This window comes from Noviherbaspirillum saxi (assembly GCF_003591035.1).
Taxonomy (GTDB): Bacteria; Pseudomonadota; Gammaproteobacteria; order Burkholderiales; family Burkholderiaceae_D; genus Noviherbaspirillum; species Noviherbaspirillum saxi.
In genome coordinates, this window is sequence record NZ_QYUO01000003.1 from 543,258 (window position 1) to 566,983 (window position 23,726).

Genomic DNA, 23,726 nt, shown 5'->3' on the forward strand with positions numbered 1-23,726 from the left:
GAAAGGCAGCGAGGTCGTTTACCACGGCCGCGACCGTCATGTCCGCGCGATGGCTTTTATCTTGCGCTTCTTGTGCAAAACCTTGAAGTTCAGCTTTTGCGCATCCCTTTCTACCGCGTATAGCTGCTCTTCATGTCTCCGCTTCATGTCGTCGACGCGCTTCCTTATCAAATAACGAATGTTTCCCTGATTCCCAATTAGAACAGTCGCTCCACCGATAAAGCTTCGCCTTCCGTCATTGCGTTCTTGTGTGACTTCGGCGACAAGTTGACTGCGATACATGCCGTCGGACATGGCTTGGTGTGCAAGCCGAATCGACTCGACCACGACAGGACCGTAGCGCTGCCCGGGCTCGTGTAATCCGAACACGGCCAAACGTTCCGGCGACGCGGTAACGTATCGGCCGAGAGCATGTGCGCGTCGCTCATATTCGCTGGCGTTCGCGCGTTCGATTCCCGTATCCGTGAATCGCAGCAGGCTGAAACGTAAGGCATCGACAGGCGGCAAGTCGAGGTCCGGCGCTTTCCAGCGCAATGAATCTTCACTGAGGTCGACAACATGGTCCAGTGCAATATCGCGTCTGCGGAACGCCTTGATCAATGCATCGCGGTAGCCAAGGCGGTCGTTGGCGACGATATCATGGTCAGCAGTAATCAGGGCTCGCAGGTATTCGCCGAAACGGATATCCACCGGCGGACAATAATCGATTGCGCGTATGCAGATACTGAGGAAATGCGCGGCGAGTTTGCCGACTTCGCTTGCCAGCAGCTGAAGCAGTTCAGCGGACATCTGTGTGCCTGTCTCGGCGCCGGTAAGCCTGGCAATTTTGAAAAACGGCTTTGCCTTGCGCTGATATACGCTCAGGAAGGCTTCGAAAATGGCGGATACCAGGATCGAGCCGCGATCATGCGATTCGGTGCAATGCGGGTCGGAATATTTGACCAGCTTGTCGCTCGGGGTATCGGGGCTCTCTTCCCGTTTCAATGCGCGCCGCAAGGCGCCGCCGATTTCCCCATTGATGGCTTCGCCGAATTGCTTTCCCATTTCGAGCAGCAAGTCGACATTCAAGCCGCGCGTCGATTCTTCCAATGCCTGCACGACCAGTTCTTCGCGTGAAAAATGCATCAGCATCGCGATGATATCGGCAAAGCCTTCATGGAATGCGCCAACATCGATGTGGGTGTCATGGACGAATTGCGCGCGCATGCCGTCCAGCAAGGCGTGGCTTAGTTCATGCGCAATGATGTCGCGCGAAAGTGCGGTAAAGACCAGTCCGCCGGGCAGTACATAAGGGGACGATGTCTTTTCCGCATGAAAGAATCCGAACTCCAGCGTGCCCGCTACCGGATCGTAATAGGCGTTGGTATCACGGAAGGCCTGTGGCTTGAGGATGAGCGCAGTCGGTTTGCGGTCCGCAACGCGTTGCGCCGCCCATGGTCCCCAGGACGGATTGCGGCCAAGTGCCTTGCGAAACACGCCGTAGACTTCCTGACAAACCGCATACGTCATCTGCGCCGCGAAACGCGGATCGCCGGTGGAAGGCAGCAGTCCGGCGTTGAGCGCCATGGACAGTTCATTCAGGTCGAGCGGATGCGCAGCATAGCGTTCAGCCCGGCTGGGCATCCAGTCCATCGCCTGCACCAGGTCCGGATGCAGGGCACCGCCCGCCACCGCGAACAAGGCACCGCTCGGCCCCGGCAGCAGGCGCTCGTACGGCACCGCGATTTTCAGGACAGGTTCCCTGAGCCCGACGGTGGCCGGGTCCAGCGCATAGATCCATAACGATCGCGTTGCCGGTTCGCTTTCCGAGCTTGCATAGGGGGCAATGTAAGCCGGAAGCGTGACGCGCGGACCCAGCGTATAAGGCAATGCCATGTGCGCTCCTTGTTGTGTGCTCCGTGTCGTGCGCTCTACAGCCTGTCGATTTTTTCATCCAGCCTGTCCAGCCGTCGTGACAGTTCGCGCAAGGCTGTCACTACCGGTGCCATATTGCCGTCGTCCGGATTGGCAAGCAGTCCGTTTTCGGGAAAGGCGATTCCGCCCTTCATCATCGATGCGCCGCCCTGTGCTACACCATGCCTGAACAAGAGCTTGCCGCTTTTCAGCGCGGGATCGTTCAACCCCGGACTCTGTAGCGCATTGCCGCTGAATGCCCTGGCGATAGTGGCGGCCAGTTCGGCATAGCTGCTTGGCCTTTGACGGGCCGCTGCCAGCGCCTTGACCAGCTCGACCGTAAAGTCGCCGCGTCCGCCGTGCTCATAAGCGGATTGCTGATCGTTACAGGCCGCATAATGAAGCTCCCAGCCGGATACAGTGCCGATGCCCCGTCTGGAAATCTTGCGGATGGCGCGGCCGCCAACGATCTGATCCGCGTTGGTGTACTTTGCCAGAAATGCCTGCATCAGGTTATCGGGCACTTTCATGTAACGGCTGTTTCTATCGCGCTGCGGCTGTTGCCTGTCAAACGCCGCGCGTGTAATGGTGCCGCAATGACAGCAGTCGGTGAACAGCACCAGTTCCAGGTTGCGATCGCGATACTGGTCCAATAGGCTGCCCACTTCATCGTCGAGAATGAATTCGCCGTTGTTGTAATCATACGGAACAAGCACTTCGTTATAGCCATCCGGTTCATCCGGATTAGGAAACTGGGTTCCATGGCCGGCATACTGGATCACGACCATGTCGCCGCTTCCTGCGCTATCCAGCAAAGCGGCAATGCGTGCAAGGATTGCGGCCCTCGTCGCGTCGCGATCAAGCAGCAATTCAACAGTAAAGCCCCATTCTTCCAGCGCCACGGCGGACGCGCGCGCATCGGCGACGCAGCCCGAGAGCGGCTGCGTGCTATAGGAATCGATGCCTATGCACAGCGCGCGTCCGCCCCGGCCCGCAAGCTCCGACGATACAGGCTTCGGGGCAAGGGAAGCGATGTTCATCGCCGACGCACGCTTTATTTCCCGCTCTCCGTCGCCCAAATGCGGAACGGGAATGGCGTCCGTGTCATTCAGACGAAGAATTCTACGGATGACGGAATTCATTGTCGGCGCATCATTGTCGAAGTCTCCGTGCGCATAGGCGCGGCTGGCGCTTCGACCGGAGATCTGCACGCTCGGACTCCAGATGACTTCGGCCTGTCGCGCATTACCGGATATGCCGAAGAATTCGTTCAGATGAGGATCGGCGCGGATCGACTCTTCCAGCCCAAGGATGGGTGTCGCATACGGCGGCGTCTCGCAGGCATTGCGCACGAAGTACAACAGTGACTTGCGATACAAACCGATCACATCGTCCCGCAGCTCTTCATGTTGATACATGGTAAACATGGACAACTCGCCGATGCTCTTGCCGACCTGGTCCAGTAGCGTCGCCTTGAACAAGTCGATGCGTGCGGCCGGCGCCAGCAGGTTGACGGTTTTGATCGCCGGCGCCGCTGCCTGATCATTCACGGCTTCCGCATGGAGCTGTGCCAGCAGGGTCAACAAATGACAGTGAAAGATCGCGCCCGCGCTATGCCCAATCGCATGCACTTCTACCTGCTTGTGTTGCCTGTCCTTGAAATGCCGGATCCACCGGACCAGCTTGTGCGCCATCAGCGCCGCCCCGCCCGCCTGGCCCGTTGCGCCTGCCGGCAGCGAAGCCATGAAGGCACTCGCCTTGATGCCGTCCCAGGTCGGTCGCCCGATAGTCGGGCCAAGCGTTGCTTCAAGAAACGGATCGGTAAAAAACTCGCGTCGCTGCAATGCGAGTTCGCGCCTCGAACCCTGCAGCAGCACTTCAATAAATCCGGTCTCCCATACGAAAAAAACAGGATAGACGCCGTTGCCCAGCCACCACTGGTAATCCCTCAGACACATGCTCAGGCCTACCGGCTCGTCCACCAGGCCGCCATGGGCAATCAGGGCAATACGGGGCGTCGCGCCCACTGTCAGTGCCCATGCATCCAGATCGGCGATCAGGCGGTCCAGGTCGTGTTCCGAGGTCTGGTACCAGCCCCCCGATGAGAGATGCCCGCCCTGGAGGTTGACGACATGGCGGCGAAAAACTTCCATGTCGCCCGGAGTAAAACCTTCACGGGCATCGCGGCCGCCGGTTGCACCTCCGGTCCATGCATAGGACGCCTGACGCAGATCGTTAGGCGGCTCAGCATTCTGCATCGGTATCCAGCCAGTGCCGTCCTGCGGCATGCCGAAGTGCGAAGCATAGGCACGCGCATGACTGGAAGGCGATCGACCGGCCGGTGCATCTTGCGCCTGCAAGCGTCCCCTGATTTTGCTTCTGAGAAGCTCCGCATTCAGGCCAGATCCCGGCGACGACCGGCCCGATATCATCTCGCTAGGGAACCTGATAGTTTCTGCACCAAGCAGAAACCCCGTGCAGATTTCCGCGAGGACTTGATGCAAGACGGCTTCCTGCTTGCCGCACAAGGTATCACGACCATGGTCGAAATCGCCTACCAGCGCGACTGCCATCGGCCCGTCCTGCAAGTCGCCATTGTGTCCGGCTACGCTCGCGGGAGGGCAGTCGAGATTGCGCGCGGTCCAGATCGAACCATCCGGTCCGAGATACAAATGCGCGGGCGCAGCTTGCCAGCCGAGAACGTCGCCATGGAATCGATCGATGGCGTGCATGGTTGCGGCGCCGGCCCAGTGCGATTGGCTGGGTCGCCAGGTGTGATGAAGATGGATTGCGTTGATGCGCCTTGTCCAGCCTCGGCGCAGTAATAGTCTGAGCTGCTCGATATCGATTTGCTGTACGTGGCCAATCATCATTTCTCCTTTCGCGCGGGCGCAAGGCCGCGATACTTCCGGCAATGGCAGAAGGCATCACGATACGGTTCGGGCGACGTCACGAGGAGGGGCGTGTCACCGAGCCGTTCATAAAGGCTAGATTCCACGCAGACGAATCTCTATCCCATAAATATGGTGATAGGGGGATGCCGTGCGATATGTCAAACCGCATTGCCTGCAAAGAGTTTTGTAAAAGTAAAGACGGATCGCGCCGTCGGAGCATGAGCCGACCTTGCGCAGGAAAAAGACAAGTTATGCAGCAGTCGTTCCAAACATTGTCATGGCTCCACAAATTCGTCTTTTCTGTCGCAGGATGTGCGGCTGGATCAGGCATTCACGGATGGCAGCTGCGCGAGGATTTAATTTTTTAATGGCTCTTTGGTGAATCAATTCCACCATTAAGCAGTCTTACGCTTATTAGAACGGACACTAGTACATTTTCCGGATTATCTGTTACGCTTCATGCGTTGTCGGCAATCAGATCCATATTGCCCGGCTCATTATCCCTTGAGACAGGCTATCCAAAATCACTTTGGGCATTAAAGGAAACGATTTCCTTGATGCGGCTTCACACTTTATACAATTATTATTTTTACATGACCAACAAAGCTGAAAAGTCTGTTGCGGTGGCGGTTATTAAATGGACCGATGAGGAATGGACGGCGATCGCAAGGCAGCTCCATTCGACCATGGGCTCGGCGCTTCTCGCATCCGAACATCTGGAAGAAGTTAAGGCGAAGGATGTCTTTACCGCGCAGGAAACGGCCTTGCCGGAGCACCGGCATCGCAAGTTAATCTCGATTTCGCAGGGTTTTCAGGCGATACGTCAAAAGCTCAAAAACATCCTGTCGGAAACAACGTCGGAGCCGCCGGCACATGCCGGAACGCAGGAACAGCTTTTTACACAGCCCGTCCCGCCCACTGCCCGATCCGGATCCGACAGCGAGGAGGATATCGCCGGCGAAAGCGCCATTGCAATGAACGATATACCTTCCCATTCGACGCATTCCCAGCCCGCAACTGTGCACTCGGCAGCAGCGCAACCTGCCTCGGTCCAGCCTTCAGGCAACGCCGATGACATCCTGGATACATCGCATGCGCACGAATCCGGTTCCGGCAGCGAGACCGGCATGTCCGGGAAAGTTAACGAAGAACATCCGGCCACGCGTGACACCGGCCCAAGTGCGGCTGCCATGGCAAAGCCGCACGCTGCAACCTCGCCGGTCAGGCAGAACAACACCAGACCAGCCGTTGCGCCGCGCGGAGCACATCGTAACGAAGAACGCGTTGAGCCGGCGTCAGGCGCCAATCTGGTTGAAATCGCCCGTCCTTTCGTCGCCATGGTATGCCAGGAACTCGCTCGCGCCCTGGTCGATGCGCTGGCACAGTCGAAGAGCCCGGGCACTTTATCGGCCCTCGTACAGCAAGCCGTGGCGCAGGCCGGATCGGGCCAGCCGCCTTCACAGATGCCGGCGGACGTCAGGCCGATGCACCACGCAGCTTCAACCGATGAAGACGACACCGGCGTTGCAGAGAGCGAAGTCCAGCCGCTGTTCGATCCCAAGCTGCCGCCATCGGCCAATAGCAGCTTCAAGCCCACGGTGGGCGTGGTCGGCGCGAATGCGCATGATTTTGACGAATTGCAGCAGATGTATCCGCAGTTGCTATTGACTGCGGTCGCAGTGGACGATGTGCCGCATGCCAATTCACTGCGTCAATGTCAGCGCATCATCGGCTTGCGCGAGGACGTGCCCGCAAAAACCGATGAAATCCTGAGGCGTATTTTCAGAAACCGCTATCTGCGTCTGACCGGCGGCATGGAGCGCGTTCGGGAACAGCTGGATGCTTGGCTGGACAAACCGGGATCGATTGATGCCGGCCGGCCAACTCCCCGGAAGCCGCGTAAGCCGGGCAATGGCCCAAAGAAACGGCATGGTAACTATCCGCCGCGTACGCCGCGTTAAATAGCTCATTTAGCCACTCCTCCATCAATCAGATATTCACGCAAGAAGGCACGTGCCCGGTGCAAACGGCTTTTTGCGGCTTCCCGGGTGATACCAATGCGCCGGGACGCCTCGTGAATGGTGAGTTCTTCAAGATCCCGCAGAATAATGATTTCACGGTATGGCGCGGGCAGCGACTCGATTGCACGTACCAGATCGAGCCGCAAATCATCGTTCGGCACGCTGGCAAGATATCGGGTCTCGTCTACGGCTGTCAGCTCCTCGGCGCCGCGCATCAGCATCAGTGCCGGCAGCATGCAGAGACGGGTGATCATCGTGATGAGCCAGCCGGCAAGCGCGGCGGGAGTGCGTACGCTGCCCACGCGCCGGTAAATCACGATGAGCGCTTCCTGGACCACATCTTCGATGACGGAAGAGCGGTGGCATTGCCGCCGGGCGTAGCGCCGTATGTCCGGCTTGAGCTGCAACAGTAGCTGGTTCAGCGCGTCGGGGTCTCCTGCTTGCGCGGCTTCGAAAAGGCTGCTGGATATCTGCATCGGTTTATCGTCCTATGGGTTTGCGCCCTGCAGCGGCGCAGGCAGGACAATACCCGAACATCGCCGTCAACACACTGACGGCGCCCGCGCCGGCAAGCAAGAGGCCCAGCAGCGAAGCCTGCAGGCCGAACAAGCCGCAAAGAATCATTGCCACGCCCGCTAGCAGTCGGCCCATACGCTCTTTTCCGCTTACATTTTTACGATAGATCATCGAGATTCCCTTGTTTAAACACACAGGATTGGTGTGCAAACGGTAAGAGGAAGGGAAATTGATAAAGGATTCGCGGGATCGGTTTTTTTATTTGCCGTGAGCAGAATGTTTCACGGCAGCTGAATTTAATTATAAAAATTGCAATTAAGTCCATTTGTTGAAATGTTATTAAAACAAATGTCGTTCTATGGAGATCGCGGATAAGGATTCCCCGTTGGCAAGCAAATAATTACAAGGATACAACTGCGCCATTTATTTGGCGCAGTTCTGCAAACTGCGCCATAATTACGCCACCTCATGTGACGAACTGCGCCACCCACCTTATGTCGTCCACTTCCAGATTATTAAAGACAGTCCAGGAATCACCAGCCGGCTTGACGCTGGCTGAACTGCTGACCGCCCATCCGGACCTGCCGCGCCGTACTGCCCAGCGGTGGATCAGCCAGTTGATTGGGAACGGCGATATTACGGCAGTCGGCGAGGGGCGCGCCCGTCGGTATTTCATCGCTCGGTCGATGTCGCCTGGTACTCGGCAAGACATCTTCCCGACTTACATTCCCCTATCCGCCGATAGCCGAGATATCGTTCACTATATCGACCAGCCGCTTGAGGCGCGCAAACCTGTCGGTTACCAGCCTGACTTCCTCAACGCCTACCAACCGAACAAGACCTGGTATCTGCCCGAGCCGTTGCGGCGCCAGCTGCACAAGATGGGCAAGACCGCGCAAGCCGATGCCCCGGCCGGCACCTACAGCCGTGCGATCCTGAATCGTTTGCTGATCGATTTGTCGTGGGCATCAAGTCATCTGGAAGGCAATACGTATTCGCGCCTCGATACGCGCGAACTGATCGAACATGGCACGGCGGCGCATGGCAAGGCGGCGATTGAAACGCAGATGATCCTCAACCATAAGACCGCAATAGAGCTACTGGTAGAGAATATCGGAACCGCGGAATTCAACCGCTATACCCTGATGAATCTGCATAGCGCCCTGTCGGAAAACCTGCTTCCCAATCCCGCGGATGAAGGTCGCATTCGCCAGCATGCGGTGGATATCGGCAAGAGCGTATATCGTCCGCTATCGGCGCCGCAGCAGATCGATGAAGCACTCGATGTGGTTCTCGCCAAGGCTAACCACATCGTCGACCCGTTCGAGCAATCCTTTTTCGTGCTGGTGCATCTGCCCTATCTGCAGCCGTTCGCTGACATCAACAAGCGCACTTCACGCCTGGCCGCCAATCTTCCACTGTTTCGCGCCAACTTTTGCCCGCTCACCTTTCTTGACGTACCGGAGCAGGCATACAGCCGCGCAGTTCTCGGCCTCTACGAAATGACGCGGATTGAACTGCTGCGCGATCTTTATGTATGGGCCTATGAGCGATCGACCCAAGAGTACCTGGCCATCAAACAGGACCTTGCGGAGCCGGACCCCGCCCGGCTTGCCTATCGAGACATCATCAAGCAGACGATACGCGACGTTGTCACGCGACCGGAAACGGACGCCCTGTCGCTGATCCGGCAGGCAGTAAAATCTGCCGTACCCGATCCCGATCGCGACAATGTACAGGCCCTGATCGTCGAGGAACTGCGACGTCTGCATGAAGGCGTACTTGCCCGTTATGGCTTGCGACCTTCCGAACTCGCGGCGTGGAAATCGCAGCAAGCGTCGGAGATGTCTAATGACCGATAAGCTACCCTCCTTGATCAATCAACGTCCCTTTGCTGCACAATCAACGTCCCTTTGCTGCAACTAGAGCAGATTGATACCGCAATCCGGTAGGCACCAAAGCGACGCGCATGCCGCATACGCTCACAATATCCGCATCAGTTAATTGCATTACTCGCGATGAAAAAAACGGCATGAGTCATGACGAAAAAGGATGCGCGTGTCGCACTCATCGATCCACTACCACCGATCTCGGAGCCAATGGAGAGCACTTGCACAACTCACTATTCGTAACAACTTCTACCGATGAAGTTGGCATATCGGCTATTGATAGCGCGATGTTGACGTGCTGAAATGCAAGACCTTTATGTTTTCAGTCTGATGCCCGTGCGGTTATCGGCATAGCCCAAGCAATGATCAAACTCTTATCCCCTACACGTTCAGCAGCACGTTTCATCATCGTGGCATCATCTTGTCTGGGTTTGGTCGCTTGCGGCGGCGGTTCCTCCACATCAACCACGTCGGAGGCGGCAACAGAAACGACGACAGCAAGCGCCGCAACATCAGCAACGCCCACGAATATCGCGGCGCCACAAGGGGCCTCGTCATCGGATGCTGCGAGCCCCTCCCCGTCATCGCCCGCATCCGCGACATCGCCAACGGTCACAATCCCAGCGACACCAATCCAGGTTGCGCCACAAGGCTTGCCCATCCTTCCAATGCCAAGCGGTATCGCGAACGGCGCGACGCTCGATCTGCAATGCGGCAGGACCTATCATGGCACGCTCGACCTGAAGGGAAAGTCGGACATCACGGCAAGAACCGTAGGTGACTGCGGAAACGCCGTGCTCACGCCTGGTCAGGTTATTGCCGGATGGACTCGATACCAGGGGAATGTCTTTTCCGCGCCGGTGCCGTTCGAAGTGGCACAGGTCATTATCGCGGACCAGCCGCTCACTCGCGCGCATTGGCCATCGCGCGCGCAGACATGGGCAAAGGCCAGCGCCTCCGATGCAGGAAGCCTCACTTATGCAATGCCGAATTCGGACCTGGTCGGCGCCACGCTCGTCTTCAAGCCGTATGAGTGGGCCGTGGAGGCACGAAAGATAACGGCATATTCCGCTTCCGGAATGACGTTGACGTCCACCGGTGACATCAACTTCGATGGATACACGCTCAATGGCGCGGTAGACTTTTATGTCGAAGGCAAACTATGGATGCTGGACGAACCGGGCGAGTGGGCGCTCAGTAACGGACGCCTGTATGTCTGGGCACCCGATGGCCAGTCTCCGGAAGGCCGGGTCTGGGTATCGCCGAACAAAGACGGAATTGATGCGACGAATGCCAAAAACATCACGCTTGAAAATCTCAGCATCTACGGTGCTGCCAATGGGATCAATGCGCTCGGTGCAAGCAACCTGAGCGTAAACAAAACGCACATCATCCACTCTTCCGCGAATGGCATTCTCAATTCCGGCGGCACGCATCTTTCGGTTGACGCAACCACAATTCGCAATTCACGCCATGATGCGATCGCGGTGAAATGGGGCGGCGGAAATGAAGTGATTAGGAATTCGACCATCGATGCATCGGGCACGATCGGCATGCCGACCAATGCGCATGCGGCGATCAACCTCACTGCCGGTCGCGGTGCGCTCGTGCAAAACAATCAGGTGACCAATTCCGGATACATCGGCATTCGCGTATTCCGCGATGCAAAGGTAAACAGCAACACCGTCGACGGCGCCTGCCAGGTGCTGACCGACTGCGGCGGCATATTCACATCGGCGCCGGACCGAGCCGCGCTCAATACCAGCATTGCCAACAACGTCATCCGTAACGTCGGTAAAGCCCAGAGGCTGGCATGGGCAATTTATCTGGGCGACTATGCAAACGGCACGTCGGTGACCGGGAATACCGTCTCCGACAGCGGAAACGGGATGGAAATCTTGAATGGTTACAACAATCTGATCGACGGCAACAATTTCTCGTCCAGCACGCAATCGCATATACAGATTGTGGAAGCAGGCACTACGGCGACCGTACGCGACAACATCTTCTCCAATAATCGATTCACCATGACCGGTAGCCAGGAGGCATACCGCATCAGCAGCGATCTCGGTGTGAATGCCGTGGCACGGTTTGCAAGCTACGCATCGAACACCTACCAGAGCTCGTCGTCCATCTTTGCGAACTATAACGGCGAGGCGCTTAACTACGCGCAGTGGAAACAACGCACGGGACAGGACGGCAGTTCGACGTTCGGTACGCCTTAGTCGATGCGAAGCAAAGTCATCATGCTGGTCATGATTGTCTCCGAACATGCGAATTGACGGCCACGCGCGGGCACGCGGCGGCCGGCATCTTACTAAAATTGCATGTTTGCACTCTCCAGGAACAGGCTGATGCAATCGAGACGGGGGCTTGCGCTTTCACAGCCTGCCGCTTGATAGTATTCTTCTGACATAAGCGCGAAAACAACAGACCCGATGCCAAACTTTGTAGATCTCTTGCTCGACGCGGTATTCCTGGTGGATGTTCACGGGCGCATTGTGTACGTCAGTGCGGCCTGCGAGCGCATCCTGGGTTATACGCCGGAAGAGATGATTGGCAAGACAATGATCGATTTCATCTCGCCCGAAGATCGCGCAAGGACCCGCGAAGAGGCAAGCCATGTGATGGCAGGACATCCGAGGATAGGCTTCGAGAACCGCTATATTCGCAAAGATGGCAGTCTCGCCAATATCATGTGGTCCGCGCGCTGGTCTGAAGTTGACCAATTGCGCGTTGGCGTTGCGCGCGACATCACGGAACGAAAACGCGCAGACGCACAGCAAGCGGCAATATATGCAATCTCTGAAGCTGCGCACTCTGCTCTTGATCTGACTGCCTTGTTCCGGGAAATTCATCAAATCATAGCGCAGCTGATCCCAGCGGACGGTTTTGCCGTTGGGATGTGCGATGAAGACAGCGATCTGCTCGGTTTTCCGTACCAGCTTGGCGGCCATGGCGACGGATCCCTCATACCCGAAGGTATCGTATTGCGGATCTGTGCTGAAGTTATCCGTGGCAGAAAATCGATGGTGATACGGCGCGAGCCATCGGCTTCGATCGCCGGTGCTGAGGTATCTCCGAGTATCGATGCATCCTGGCTGGCCGTACCGCTTTTCTCGCAAAAAGCCACAATGGGTGCGCTGATTATGAAAAGCACCCCAGGAACGTCTTATACCGAGAAAGACAAGGAATTGCTGGAGTTCGTTTCCAAGCAGGCGGCTGCGGCCATCGAGCGCAAGCAGCTACATGCGGAGTTGGTGAAGATAGCGCAGTTCGACGAACTGACCGGTTTGCCCAACCGGCGCATACTGCATGACCGGATGAAGATCGCGCTTGCTCGATCCCGCCGGGAAGAGGGCCGGACGGCCGTGCTCTATATCGATCTCGACGATTTCAAGCAAGTCAATGACACGCTCGGACATGCGGCCGGCGATCTGTTGCTGCAGGAGGTTGCGCGGCGATTGAAGCAATGCGTGCGCGAGGAAGATACGGTCGCGCGCCTGAGTGGAGACGAATTTGTGGTACTAATCGAGCGCATTCACCAATCCGAAGACGCCTTCACCGCCGCGCACAAGATCCGCACCGTGGTCCATGAATCGGTAACGATAGATGGCAAATCGCTGCGCATGATGCCGAGTGTAGGAATCGCGTTCTACCCCGATCATGGCGATCACGCGGAACAACTCATGAAGCATGCCGACCAGGCCATGTACCTTGCGAAGAAACAAGGTAAAGTTTCCGCAGCGAATTGATCCTGGCAATGGAATCCATTGGAATCCATTGGATTCATATAAGATAGTTTCACCTTAGGTTTTTAGAATTACTGTTTGATAAGTCGACCACATCGGCAACCCGAACGCCACCATCTTGCGAAGGATGAAGCAATCAGGCAGAGTGCCGGTTTATCAATCGGAACTTTCCGTATCAATGCAGCCATGCAAAACAAGTCTGTCAAATACTTGCATCTGAGGTCGGGCGATTCTCTGCCGACCATGAGCGAAATCTCTCCTTTCAAGGCCATCGTCATCATCGAGGAGGACGTGTCTGAATTCTGGCAATGGGATGTCAGTCGTTGGCTTGTCTCTTCCGGTTGCCGATACATGCTCGCCTGGGGAACGGAATGCACTTCCTGGGACGAATCCGTCGACGAGGCCGGTCTGGAAGCATTCGACTATGAGGACATTCCAGAAGACCAACGCGTGATGACCACATCGCACGACGACGAAGAATTGAGCGAGGCATTCTGGTTTGCGAAGCACCGCGCGCATCATCCTGCGCAAGAGCTGCGGGATACGATTATCCTGCATATCGCTGAACAGGCACGGCAACAAGAACTGATTGAGATGTATGAGGATTCATGACATATCCGCACTGGCGGCGAGGTACACAGAATTTAAGGAGCCATAGGCTGCGATCTGCAGCTAAGCAGCTTTCGAGCAAGCATCAAAGGTGGTAACGATCTGGTTTTGCGACCGTAGGAATCTGATGACGTAAACGGCATACCGGCCTGGTGAAGAACCTGTAAATTCAAATGGCTTTCGAAGCCGCGGACATTTTTAAGGGTTACCAGGCGCGACTCTCATCGTGGCGCGGAGAATGTACTCCAATCAGACGCCGTATAGATTTGCGCAAGCCAACAACGTCAGCAATCCAGGGTTGCAAATCGGAGGGTGACCATAGATTTGAACTTAGCTACAACATTACGTGTAGGTCCCCAAGTCGAAATGCGTGATTCCAGCTCGCATCAATGCCTACTCATACAGTCTCACCAATCACGCTGAACCATTTTTCCTTTTTCCCCCTCCGCTTGATTCGCTCACGCAATATGGTACTGCATTGGTTCAACCGAGTCCGTCCGGAAACTCGCTCGGCATACCATCCTCGTCCGCTACGCAAGCAGTTTCGGTTCTTTCTGTCCCAGCTTGAGTGTCTCTTCGCGCGGCAGCCACTGCCCTGTTACTTCAAAGCGCCCCTGCATCACGAAACGCGGCTTGTTGCTGCCGCGCTGCTCCGCGGCCAGCTTGCACAGGCTCCCGATGTTGCCTTTCTTCAGGCGGTTGACCAGCAGGCCGACTTCGGTTTCCGGAAAGTCGCGCAGCATGTCATAGTCGCCGTCGCTGTCACCGGCCACGAAGATGGGCCCGTAGCCCTTGGTGGCGATGAGTTCGCTGCGGATCGTCAGGCTCTTGCCGGGTCCCCAATTCAGCGGCCAGTTCTTGCGGTACGCCGACTGGTAGACATCGCCATTCATGTCCAGCCGCAAGCCGATCACGTTTTCCGGCGCGACGTGATAACCGTACTTGGGCAGGCTGGCAAATACGCGCACCACGTCTTCGAGTGATGCGGTGCTGACGTAAATATCGATGCCATTGCGGCGCAGCACTTCCATCAGGTTCGCTATTTCCGGGGTCAGGCGCAGCCCGCGCGTGTGCGACACGCTGACCACGCCGGCCTTGCCGGGCAGGCTCTTGGCGCTGGCAAGCTTGAGTTTGGCGATCTGGTCGCTCAAGCCGTTGTCGTTCGATTCTTCCGCCAGTGCGGCCACTTCGGCGCGCGTCATGTTGGCGAAAAAATAGATCACCCAGGGATACCCGATGTTCGGACCGTGGGTGTCGTTGATGGCTTCGTACAGGTAATACAGCTTGGCGCGGAAATCGATGAAGTGATCGTCCGCGGTAATTTCTTCGAGCGTTTTGCTGCCTTTCATGCCACGGTAGTTCGCGTGCAGGTACGCGTAGTCCGCATCAAGGTCGGCGGTGATGGCGTCGAGCGTGACGGATTGACCTTCGGCATTCTTGTAGTCCGCGGCAAAGGCGCCGGCGGGAACGCCCTTGCGGATGATGGTGCCGAAATCTTCCGGCGTCAGGCGAAAGGCCAGCTTGTTGATCTGGTACATGAACAACGCTTCTTCGGTGTCGTTCATGATGCAGGTATTGTCCCAGTCGAACACTGCGTAGGGACGGCGGTTAGCCGTATAGCCAGCGCTGTGCTTGCCGTGGCGCGCGATCAGTGCTTCGATCGCCTGGCGCGTCGGAGCGCTCCATTTGGCGCGATCCAGTTCCACCGGCGCTGCCGCCACGTCCGGCGCGTTGGCTGCCAAGACCGACAGCGGCAGCGTTGCCGCCGCTGCAGTACCCACTCGACCCAAAAATAACCGACGATCCATGTTCTTTACTCCTTTTCTGGTTGTGATACATCTAAAGAATGATCGACTGCGGCCGATCTTCTGCCGTCCACCTTGCCGAGACCTCCGCTCAAAAACCAATGGCACATCGCATCCGGCCTTCCGGTAAAACGGATTACTTCGCCTTCTTTCCTGAAATCGTGATGGACTGCGCAGTCACCGTGCTGACTTCACCGTCCATGCTGGCGTGAATCGATGCACCCAACGCCCCCTCTTCCATCTGTGCGATCAACTGGCCCCGGTGTACGTAGTCGCCCTCACGCACGACCGGCGTAGCGGCAGCACCGATATGCTGACGCAAGGGCAAACTCACTTTTTCCGGCAGCCAGCCGTCCTCAATCAGCGGCGCGTCCTGGACGTATCGGGTAATGGCATTGCGATGAACGAGTCGTATCGACGGAATCAACCGATCCTCTGCCAGCACATCGAGCGGACGAAGATCACCAACGTAACGCGCGCCTTCGGCGCGGAGCTCGGCCTTGTACGCGATGTTCAGGCGCATCGGGGAAATGTCGACCGGACAGGCATAGGCTTCGCAGATCGCGCATTCGGAACAGGTCAGCGCGGCCAGCCGTACCAGCGGCGTACCGACATCGTTGAAATTGCTCGAGCGGACCAACAGGTGCGGAGGCAGTTCGTGGCCGATCATGTGGCGCGGGCATAGCTCGGTGCACAAGTTGCATTGCACGCAATTGGTTTCTGCCACCCGGCGAATCTGTTCCATGCTGGTGGTACGGCGCCTGATCAGGATATGGTCGGCCGGGAACACCAGCAAGCCGCCGGTGGTCTTGGTCACCGGCTGGTTGATGTCGTTGACCAGCTTGCCCATCATCGGCCCGCCATCCAAGTAGGCCGGATTGTCAATGGTGACGCCGCCCGCCATGGCCAGCACTTCCGCCATCGACGTGCCGATCGGCACCGTCACGGTCAGCGGCTTGCGCACCGCGCCGCTGACCGTGAGCGTGCGGGTAATCACCGGCATGTCCTGGTCCACCGCGCGCGCGACATTGATCAGCGTGAGCGGGTTGTTGACCACCACGCCAATGCTGATCGGGATCGCGCCCGGCGGCACCCGCCTGCCGGTGGCCATCCAGATGGTGATGACTTCATCGCCGGCCGGATAGACATCCTTGAGAATGTGGATGCGCATGCTGGACGGCAGCAGCGGTTCCAGCGCCGCGATCGCCGCCTTGTACTTGGCCTTGAGGCAGATCACGCCTTCCCTGGCGCCAGTGGCCGTCATGCCCAGTTCGATCCCGCGGATCAGCTCGCGCGGATACTTCGCCATCAATTGCTGGTCCACCTTCAGCATCGGCTCGCACTCGGCGCCGTTGACCAGAAAAATTTCTGCCTTGCTGGCGAACTTCACGTGCGTCGGAAATCCGGCTCCGCCGGATCCCACCACGCCCGCCGCCTTGATCTTTCCGGCAATCTCGTTGACTTGCATCGTCGTATCCGTTTCAGATAGTCATAAGGTCATGCTGCGACCGCTCTGTGTCACAGCAGGTGATTGACCATTTCCGCATGCGGCCGCGGAATCACGACGTACTGGACCAGCATTCCCTTGCTGCCGGCCAGCTCCGCGCCGACCTTGACCGCTGCCTCGACCGCAGCGACGTCGCCGGTGAACAGGCCGTAGCACTTGCCACCGATACCGAATGCGAGATGCAGGCGCAGGCAGGACACATCGGCCGCCTTGACCGCCGCATCGGCCGAATCGACCATGGCGGCGACCGAATACGTTTCAAGAATCCCGAGCGCGCTCATATGGTCGACCGAGGTCACGCCGCTGATGGCGGGTAAAATCGATGAATGGATGTTAGCGATGACGAACTTATCAACCAGCGTTGCTCCGCCCACTGCTTCGCCCCGCGCAACCGCCGCATCCACGGCGGCGACTTCGCCGCCAATCATTACAATGTATTTACCGGGGCAAATCGTTTTCGCGGCGAGGATGGTGACGTTGGCCGTCTTGGCCATGGCGTCGCCGACCTCGATACCTTTTGCGATACTGCTCGTTTCTATTAATCCAATGGAATGCATGATTTCCTCCTTATCTGGTAATCGTGATGGTCTGTGAAGTCACGGCCGTGACTTCACCTTCTATGCTGGCGTGGATCGGCACGCCAAGCGCGCCCTCTTCCATGTCTGCGATCAACTGGCCCCGGTGTACGCGGTCGCCCGGGCGCACTACCGGCGTGGCGGGCGCGCCGATGTGCTGGCGCAACGGCAGCACCACGCTCGTCGGCCGCCAACCGTCTTCCTCCAGCGGCGCATCCATCACGTATTGGCCGACAGCGATGCGAGTGACCAGTCGCGGCGAAGGAATCAGACGATGCTCGGCCATCGGGTCGGCATCGTTAAGCTCGCCGACATAGCGCGAGCCTTCGGCGCGGAACTGGGATTTGAGCGCCATGTTCAGGCGCATCGGCGAAATGTCGACCGGGCAGGCATAGGCTTCGCAGATCGCACATTCGGAACAGGTCAGGGCCGACAGCAGCACCGAAGGCCGATTGACGTCGCCATAGTTCACCGCGCGCACGATCAGGCTGGGCGGCAGCTCATGGCCGATGAAGTGGCGCGGGCACATCTCGGTACACAAACCGCATTGATCGCAGGTGCTCTTCGCTACCTTCAGTATGTGTTCCATGCTGGTGGTGCGGCGCCTGATCAGGATATGGTCGGCCGGGAACACCAGCAAGCCGCCGGTGGTCTTGGTCACCGGCTGGTTGATGTCGTTCACCAGCTTGCCCATCATCGGTCCGCCATCCAGGTAGGCCGGATTGTCAATGGTGACGCCGCCCGCCATGGCCAGCACTTCCGTCATCGACGTGCCGATCGGCACCGTCACGGTCAGCGGCTTGCGCACCGCGCCGCTGACCGTGAGCGTGCGGGTAATCACCGGCATGTCCTGGTCCACCGCGCGCGCGACATTGATCAGGGTGAGCGGGTTGTTGACCACCACCCCAATGCTGATCGGGATCGCACCCGGCGGTACCCGCCTGCCGGTGGCCATCCAGATGGTGATGACTTCATCGCCGGCCGGATAGACATCCTTGAGAATGTGGATGCGCATGCTGGACGGCAGCAGCGGTTCCAGCGCCGCGATCGCCGCCTTGTACTTGGCCTTGAGGCAGATCACGCCTTCCCTGGCGCCAGTGGCCGTCATGCCCAGTTCGATCCCGCGGATCAGCTCGCGCGGATACTTCGCCATCAATTGCTGGTCCACCTTCAGCATCGGCTCGCACTCGGCGCCGTTGACCAGAAAAATTTCTGCCTTGCTGGCGAACTTCACGTGCGTCGGAAATCCGGCTCCGCCGGATCCCACCACGCCCGCCGCCTTGATCTTTCCGGCAATCTCGTTGACTTGCATCGTCGTATCCGTTTCAGATAGTCATAAGGTCATGCTGCGACCGACGACACGCGGAAGCGCTTGCCGGATCGTTCGATTTTTTGTTCGCGCTCCAGCCGGTTCAGCATTGTCCGCACCAGTTGAACGTTGGTCTTGAAATGAGCGGCCAGCACCGACACCGTGCATCCGCCCGGCGCGTCAGCCAGGAAAACCAGCAAGGTGCGTTCGCTCATGCCGTAGTCCTCATGCCCACCGGTTGATGGGGCCGGAGCTGCGGGTGCGGCAGACTGTGCTAAAACGATCGGAGCGGCCACCTTCTGTGCGGCGGAACGCTGTTCGCGAAGCAGTGCTTCAATCGCGATATCCGGTTTGCCTTTCACCAGCACACCCACCAGTGCATCCAAACCACGCGCCACCTCTGCGCCGGCCGTCACCGCGGCATCGCAAGCGCCGAGATCTCCTTCCACCACAATCGTGATCTGCGCGGGATCTCGTTGCATCTGCGCATACAGGCACACACTGCTGCTCTTGAGCATCGCGTCAGCGACCGCAATTGCGCAGGACAATCCTTTAACTTCGACAAAACCGAGTGATGTAATTCGGGCATTCATAGATAAACCGGCTGCTGCGCAACGCCCAGCACCCCTTTTGAAAATGCGTCGCAGGCGGCGCGACAGGATGCTTCATCGCCTGCAAGAACAGCCCCGCCGTAGTTCGTTTCGGAAGGCGGGGAAATGAATCTGGCAAGCTCGACTTCGGCCGCTTTCAATGCCGCATCCAGGCCGTACATTGCTTCCAGCGGCGGTGCGATCAGGTAAGCCAGCGGACGTCCGGCCGGCCCGCCGGCCAGCTCGGACAGATAGCTGCCGCAGCTCGAGACCACGTGGGCGAGAAACGCGATCGTGCCGGCATCATCGGCATGGCGAAATGCCGGCCCGCTTTCAATCGTGGCGATCATCCGGTCCAGTCCCGCCCGTACCTCGGATGGCGATGGACCGCCCAGCACGATGATCACTTCGCCGGCGGTAGGCGAGCAACTGTGGCTTGCCCCGGCATACAGAGAGTTCCCAAGATAGACTTCGACCTGCGCATGCTTGGTCGCTTCATCGGCGGCAATATAGGCGACATCGTCCGAGTCGGATGTCAGCAGGCCAAGGCTGTGCACATGGGCCGGCAATTTGAGCTGCTGCCGCAAGCCGGCATGCACCGACGGAATCAGGCGTACGGCCCGTACCGATGGTTTGACAATGTCGAGGATGGCCATGCCCGCTCTACCTGGTTGCGCCTGCGCTCTTGCCATCGCGCAGGAACTTCTTGGCAAGATCGACGATCACCGCTGCCGCTTCGATCGGCGGCGTGCCGGCCGCATGGATGTTGGAGATGCAGATGCGATCCGACTCCACCGTTTTCTCCACGGTGGGGCCGTAGACCATGTAGCAACTCAGGCTTTCCGATTGTCCCAAGCCCGGCCGTTCACCGATCAGCAGGATAACGACCTTCGCACCAAGGATTTCGCCGAGGTGATCCTGGACCTTGACCCGGCCGTGGCGGACAAAGACCGGCGTGCCAACATCGAGCCCGGCATTTTCCAGACCCTTGAGCAAGGGCGGAATGATTTCGTCGAAGTTCACCACCACCGCGTCGGTGGACAGGCCGTCGGACACCATGACCTGTACCTGCGGCTGCGGCTTGCAGCGGCTGATCGCGAGTTGCACGCTTTCCTTGCACAGGCGGCGGCCGAGATCCGGGCGCGTCAGGAATTGGTCCTTCTCTATGATTTCCGTACGCAGTTCGAGCAGCTTCGACTCCTCGACCCAGCTCATCGGAAAATCCTTGAGCACCGTGTCCTTCGAACGCGAGTGATCCGCCAGGAAGCGCAATACCGAGGTTGTGCGCGGGCGTGGGCCGGCGCGGCCAACCGCCACCCGCGCACCGGTGCTGTTCACCAGGTCCTGCAGCACTTCCGGCTTGTGCGGGTGCGGTACCGAAACCCGGCGGCGGAAAGTTTCTCCGCTCAGGTCGGGCAAAGCATCGCGCTCGTCCTCTGTCACAGACGACGGCGACGACGGCGACGACGGCGAAGTCGCGGCGGCAGCCGCATTGTCGCGGCTGATTTCGGCAATGACGGCCTGGACGATGTCATCGATAGTGTCGTGATTCATACCGGCTCCTGTCAGAAAAAGATTGATGCATCGCCTGCCTTGCGGGTCAGGCGGCCGTTTTCCATCACGCCTTGCTGCTCAAGCCAGGCCTCGAACTCCGCCGCCGGCCGCAGATTCAGCAATTGGCGGATCGTTGCGATATCGTGAAAGGCAAGCGTCTGATAATTCAGCATGATGTCGTCGCCCATCGCCATGTTGATCACGAAATTGCATCCCGCCGTGGCGAGCAGCACCGCCAGGTTTTCGTTCGAGTTCTGGTCCGCCTCGGCGTGATTGGTGTAGCAGCAATCGCATCCCATCGACAGGCCGGACAACTTGCCCATGAAGTGATCTTCGAGGCCAGCGCGAATAATCTGCCGGTCGTTGTACAGGTATTCAGGACCGATAAAGCCGACCACGGTGTTGACCATAAACGGGTCCCAACGCGCCGCCAAACCGTAGTTGCGCGCTTCCATCGTGGTCTGGTCGGCACCGTAGTGGGCATTGGCAGACAGCGCCGATCCCTGGCCGGTCTCGAAATACATCACATGCGGGCCCGAGATGCGGCTGTAGTGTTTGGCAACTTCGTAGGCTTCATCGATCAGTTCAACCGATATGCCGTATTCCTTAAGACCCTTTTCGCTGCCGCACAAGCTCTGAAAAATCAGTCCGGCGGGCGCGCCCTGGCGAATCGCTTCCATCTGGGTCGTGACGTGCGCCAGCACGCAGCCCTGGGTCGGGATCGCATACTTGTCGATCACCTCGTAGATCTGTCCGAGCATGCGCTTGCAGCTTTCCACATTGTCGGAAACCGGATTGATGCCGATCAGTGCGTCGCCGGCGCCATACGACAGGCCCTCGTAAATCTGCGCCCGGACGCTTTTCAGCTCGTCGCGCGTATCGTTGGGCTGCAGCCGGCTGCTGAAGGTGCCGGGACGGCCGAGCGTGGTGTTCGCGGTCTTGATCACCGGCATCTTCTTCGCGCCATAGATCAGGTCGGCGTTCGAGCACAGCTTGGCAACGGCGGCAATCATTTCGGCGGTCATGCCCTTGCGCGCAAATTCGATATCACTCACCGAGGTATCGTCGCACAACAGCCATTCCCGCAATTCCCCGACGGTCCAGTTTCTGATCTTTTCGTACGCGCTTCCGTTGACGGCATCCTGGATCACCCTGGTGACCGAATCCTGTTCGTAAGGCACCACCGGGTTGTTGCGCAGATCGGCGAGAGTCAGGTTGCTCAGCACCTGCTTGGCCGCGACACGTTCCTTGGCGGTCTGCGCCGCGACGCCGGCAAGGATGTCGCCCGAGCGCGCATTGCTGGCCTTGGCCATGACCTCCTTGACGTCCGCAAAACGGTAGAACTCTTTGAATAGATGGGTCGTCAACTTCATTGCAATCGTCCTATGATGGAAAGGCCAGCGACTTGACGGTCAACGGCACCACGGTGTCGCCGAACAGGCCTTTGCCGATATCGATGTAATCCCACTCGCGCGTCTCGACTTCGTCGATGACCGCCAGCTCGCGTTGCCGCATGCAAGGCTGCAATTCCATACCCAGCGCCATGCCGAAGTCCTGCCTGGATATGACAATCAGCGGATAGGACACATTCCTGCATTCGGCCATGAACAATTGCAGCGCCGCTGCGCACAGCTGCACCGAGCGGTAAGTCACAGGCAGCGCCAATGGAATCGCAAGGGCGTAGCATTCGACGTCGAGCGCGATGTCCTGCATCTGCGCATTGGCCTTCCATGCATGCACCAGATCTTCAGGTGCCTTCGTGGCGCTGTCCGACGCATGCAGTACCGGCACGTTGCGTATCGGCAGTGCCGCAAAATCCAGCCAGATCGTGCTGCCGGACAGGGACAGTGTGTGAGCGCCGGCGCCGATGACGGTGGCGCGTAGCGTATGACTGGGCCGCCGCACGGACATGGCACGCAATGCAGGATGGCGGCGCAGGGCCGCGGCAAGCCGGGGACCTATATCACCGTAATCCTGTTGCGCACTTTCGTCACTGTAAAAGCATTCGCCCACGCCGCCGGAGATGAAAACCGCATCCAGCGCAGCATGTGTATTCAGCGGCGGCGTCATCAACAGCAGGCTTGCCAGACCGGAAATGCGACCCTCGACCACTTCCACGATCAGTTCGGCCATGCGATTGACGGCGACCTCGACATGCTCGTTCGTCACACGCTCGGGTAGCGCCGAAAAGCAATCCTTCAAGACCATCCTGGCAGGCTGGTGCACGCGCAGCACTTCACCGCTATCGCCGGTTTCGATCAAATGCCCGCCGATGTTGAGGCAAGCCGTATCGGCCAGCTTCCCGGCCTCGAAGAGGGCGTAGTTCGAGGTGCCTCCGCCGATGTCGATATTCAGCACACGCGCCGAGTGTTTGCGCGAGTATTCCGCTGCCCCCGATCCATGGCCGGAAATGACCGATTCCAGGTGCGGCCCTGCGGTCGCCACCACGAAGTCACCGAGCCGCTCGGCGAGTTGCATCACGGTATCGCGCGCATTCGCCGCTTTCGACGTTTCTCCGGTCACGATGATGGCGCCACTTTCCACGTCGCTCATCGCGAGCCCCGCTGCACTGTATTGCGACACGATGAAATCCATCAACTCGGGGCTGCGGATGCGTCCCTCGAAGTCGACCGGCGTGAAGATCACCGGACTCAGATAGGTCACATCCCGCCGAGAAAATTCATAGCGCGGCACTTCCGATGCCGCAGCTGTGTTCAACAGCTCCAGCTGCGAAAAAATGATCTGGGTCGTTGTCGTTCCCACGTCGATTCCCACGCTGTTAATCCTCTTGGAAGCCATATGTGCTCTTCGA

19 protein-coding genes are annotated in these 23,726 nt (G+C 58.3%); 5 read left to right on the forward strand and 14 right to left on the reverse strand.

Annotation, left to right across the window (positions count from 1 at the left end; genetic code table 11):
• Window positions 1-36: 36 nt before the first annotated feature.
• Window positions 37-1,875: a gluzincin family metallopeptidase gene (locus D3871_RS25665; protein WP_119771930.1), complete on the reverse strand. Its 1,839-nt coding sequence runs from the start codon at window positions 1,873-1,875 to the stop codon at window positions 37-39.
• Window positions 1,876-1,910: 35 nt separating this feature from the next.
• Window positions 1,911-4,766 (reverse strand): caspase family protein, encoded by a 2,856-nt coding sequence (locus tag D3871_RS25670; protein WP_119771931.1) that lies wholly within the window; start codon window positions 4,764-4,766, stop codon window positions 1,911-1,913.
• A gap of 614 nt (window positions 4,767-5,380) precedes the next feature.
• Here D3871_RS25670 and D3871_RS25675 point away from each other — a divergent pair.
• Window positions 5,381-6,748, forward strand: a complete 1,368-nt coding sequence (locus D3871_RS25675; protein ID WP_147376901.1) for a hypothetical protein — start codon at window positions 5,381-5,383, stop codon at window positions 6,746-6,748.
• A 5-nt stretch (window positions 6,749-6,753) separates the two neighbouring features.
• On the opposite strand, the gene D3871_RS25680 is transcribed toward D3871_RS25675, so the two are convergent.
• Both D3871_RS25680 and D3871_RS25685 read right to left on the reverse strand, forming a co-directional pair.
• Window positions 6,754-7,284: an RNA polymerase sigma factor gene (locus D3871_RS25680; protein WP_119771933.1), complete on the reverse strand. Its 531-nt coding sequence runs from the start codon at window positions 7,282-7,284 to the stop codon at window positions 6,754-6,756.
• Window positions 7,285-7,288: 4 nt separating this feature from the next.
• Window positions 7,289-7,495 (reverse strand): YgaP family membrane protein, encoded by a 207-nt coding sequence (locus D3871_RS25685; protein ID WP_119771934.1) that lies wholly within the window; start codon window positions 7,493-7,495, stop codon window positions 7,289-7,291.
• A 323-nt stretch (window positions 7,496-7,818) separates the two neighbouring features.
• Between D3871_RS25685 and D3871_RS25690 the strand changes: the two genes are divergently transcribed.
• Entirely contained in the window at window positions 7,819-9,186 is a 1,368-nt protein-coding gene (locus D3871_RS25690; protein WP_119771935.1) for a Fic family protein, read from the forward strand.
• Between the two features lie 349 nt (window positions 9,187-9,535).
• Here the strand turns inward: D3871_RS25690 and D3871_RS30390 are convergent, their stop codons facing one another.
• Window positions 9,536-9,874: a hypothetical protein gene (locus tag D3871_RS30390; RefSeq protein ID WP_158598059.1), complete on the reverse strand. Its 339-nt coding sequence runs from the start codon at window positions 9,872-9,874 to the stop codon at window positions 9,536-9,538.
• A 7-nt stretch (window positions 9,875-9,881) separates the two neighbouring features.
• Between D3871_RS30390 and D3871_RS25695 the strand changes: the two genes are divergently transcribed.
• The 3 genes from D3871_RS25695 (at window position 9,882) to D3871_RS25705 (ending at window position 13,577) form a co-directional block, all read left to right on the forward strand.
• Window positions 9,882-11,438 carry a right-handed parallel beta-helix repeat-containing protein gene (locus D3871_RS25695; RefSeq protein WP_158598060.1) on the forward strand — a complete coding sequence of 519 codons (1,557 nt, stop codon included), beginning with the start codon at window positions 9,882-9,884 and terminating at the stop codon, window positions 11,436-11,438.
• Between the two features lie 213 nt (window positions 11,439-11,651).
• Window positions 11,652-12,968 carry a diguanylate cyclase domain-containing protein gene (locus D3871_RS25700; protein ID WP_119771937.1) on the forward strand — a complete coding sequence of 439 codons (1,317 nt, stop codon included), beginning with the start codon at window positions 11,652-11,654 and terminating at the stop codon, window positions 12,966-12,968.
• A gap of 183 nt (window positions 12,969-13,151) precedes the next feature.
• Window positions 13,152-13,577: a DUF7684 family protein gene (locus tag D3871_RS25705; protein WP_199724930.1), complete on the forward strand. Its 426-nt coding sequence runs from the start codon at window positions 13,152-13,154 to the stop codon at window positions 13,575-13,577.
• Window positions 13,578-14,104: 527 nt separating this feature from the next.
• Here D3871_RS25705 and D3871_RS25710 read toward each other — a convergent pair.
• From D3871_RS25710 to D3871_RS25750, 9 genes are all read right to left on the reverse strand, one after another.
• Window positions 14,105-15,382 carry an HAD family hydrolase gene (locus D3871_RS25710; protein WP_119771938.1) on the reverse strand — a complete coding sequence of 426 codons (1,278 nt, stop codon included), beginning with the start codon at window positions 15,380-15,382 and terminating at the stop codon, window positions 14,105-14,107.
• Between the two features lie 133 nt (window positions 15,383-15,515).
• Window positions 15,516-16,847: a 4Fe-4S dicluster domain-containing protein gene (locus D3871_RS25715; RefSeq protein ID WP_119771939.1), complete on the reverse strand. Its 1,332-nt coding sequence runs from the start codon at window positions 16,845-16,847 to the stop codon at window positions 15,516-15,518.
• A 50-nt stretch (window positions 16,848-16,897) separates the two neighbouring features.
• The gene (locus D3871_RS25720) at window positions 16,898-17,443 is read right to left on the reverse strand and encodes a BMC domain-containing protein (RefSeq protein ID WP_233575821.1); all 546 of its coding nucleotides are present in this window, start codon (window positions 17,441-17,443) and stop codon (window positions 16,898-16,900) included.
• A 10-nt stretch (window positions 17,444-17,453) separates the two neighbouring features.
• Window positions 17,454-18,773: a 4Fe-4S dicluster domain-containing protein gene (locus D3871_RS25725; protein ID WP_119771941.1), complete on the reverse strand. Its 1,320-nt coding sequence runs from the start codon at window positions 18,771-18,773 to the stop codon at window positions 17,454-17,456.
• Window positions 18,774-18,802: 29 nt separating this feature from the next.
• A complete protein-coding gene (locus D3871_RS25730) occupies window positions 18,803-19,363 on the reverse strand; it encodes a BMC domain-containing protein (protein ID WP_119771942.1) in 561 nt (186 codons plus the stop codon).
• Window positions 19,360-20,016 carry an ethanolamine utilization microcompartment protein EutL gene (eutL, locus tag D3871_RS25735; protein ID WP_119771943.1) on the reverse strand — a complete coding sequence of 219 codons (657 nt, stop codon included), beginning with the start codon at window positions 20,014-20,016 and terminating at the stop codon, window positions 19,360-19,362. Before eutL ends, D3871_RS25730 begins: the two co-directional genes overlap by 4 nt.
• Window positions 20,017-20,023: 7 nt before the next feature.
• Entirely contained in the window at window positions 20,024-20,914 is an 891-nt protein-coding gene (gene eutC, locus D3871_RS25740) for an ethanolamine ammonia-lyase subunit EutC (RefSeq protein WP_119771944.1), read from the reverse strand.
• Window positions 20,915-20,925: 11 nt separating this feature from the next.
• Window positions 20,926-22,287, reverse strand: coding sequence for an ethanolamine ammonia-lyase subunit EutB (locus D3871_RS25745; RefSeq protein ID WP_119771945.1), 1,362 nt, complete (start codon window positions 22,285-22,287; stop codon window positions 20,926-20,928).
• Between the two features lie 10 nt (window positions 22,288-22,297).
• The gene (locus tag D3871_RS25750; protein WP_119771946.1) at window positions 22,298-23,713 is read right to left on the reverse strand and encodes an ethanolamine ammonia-lyase reactivating factor EutA; all 1,416 of its coding nucleotides are present in this window, start codon (window positions 23,711-23,713) and stop codon (window positions 22,298-22,300) included.
• Window positions 23,714-23,726: the final 13 nt, after the last annotated feature.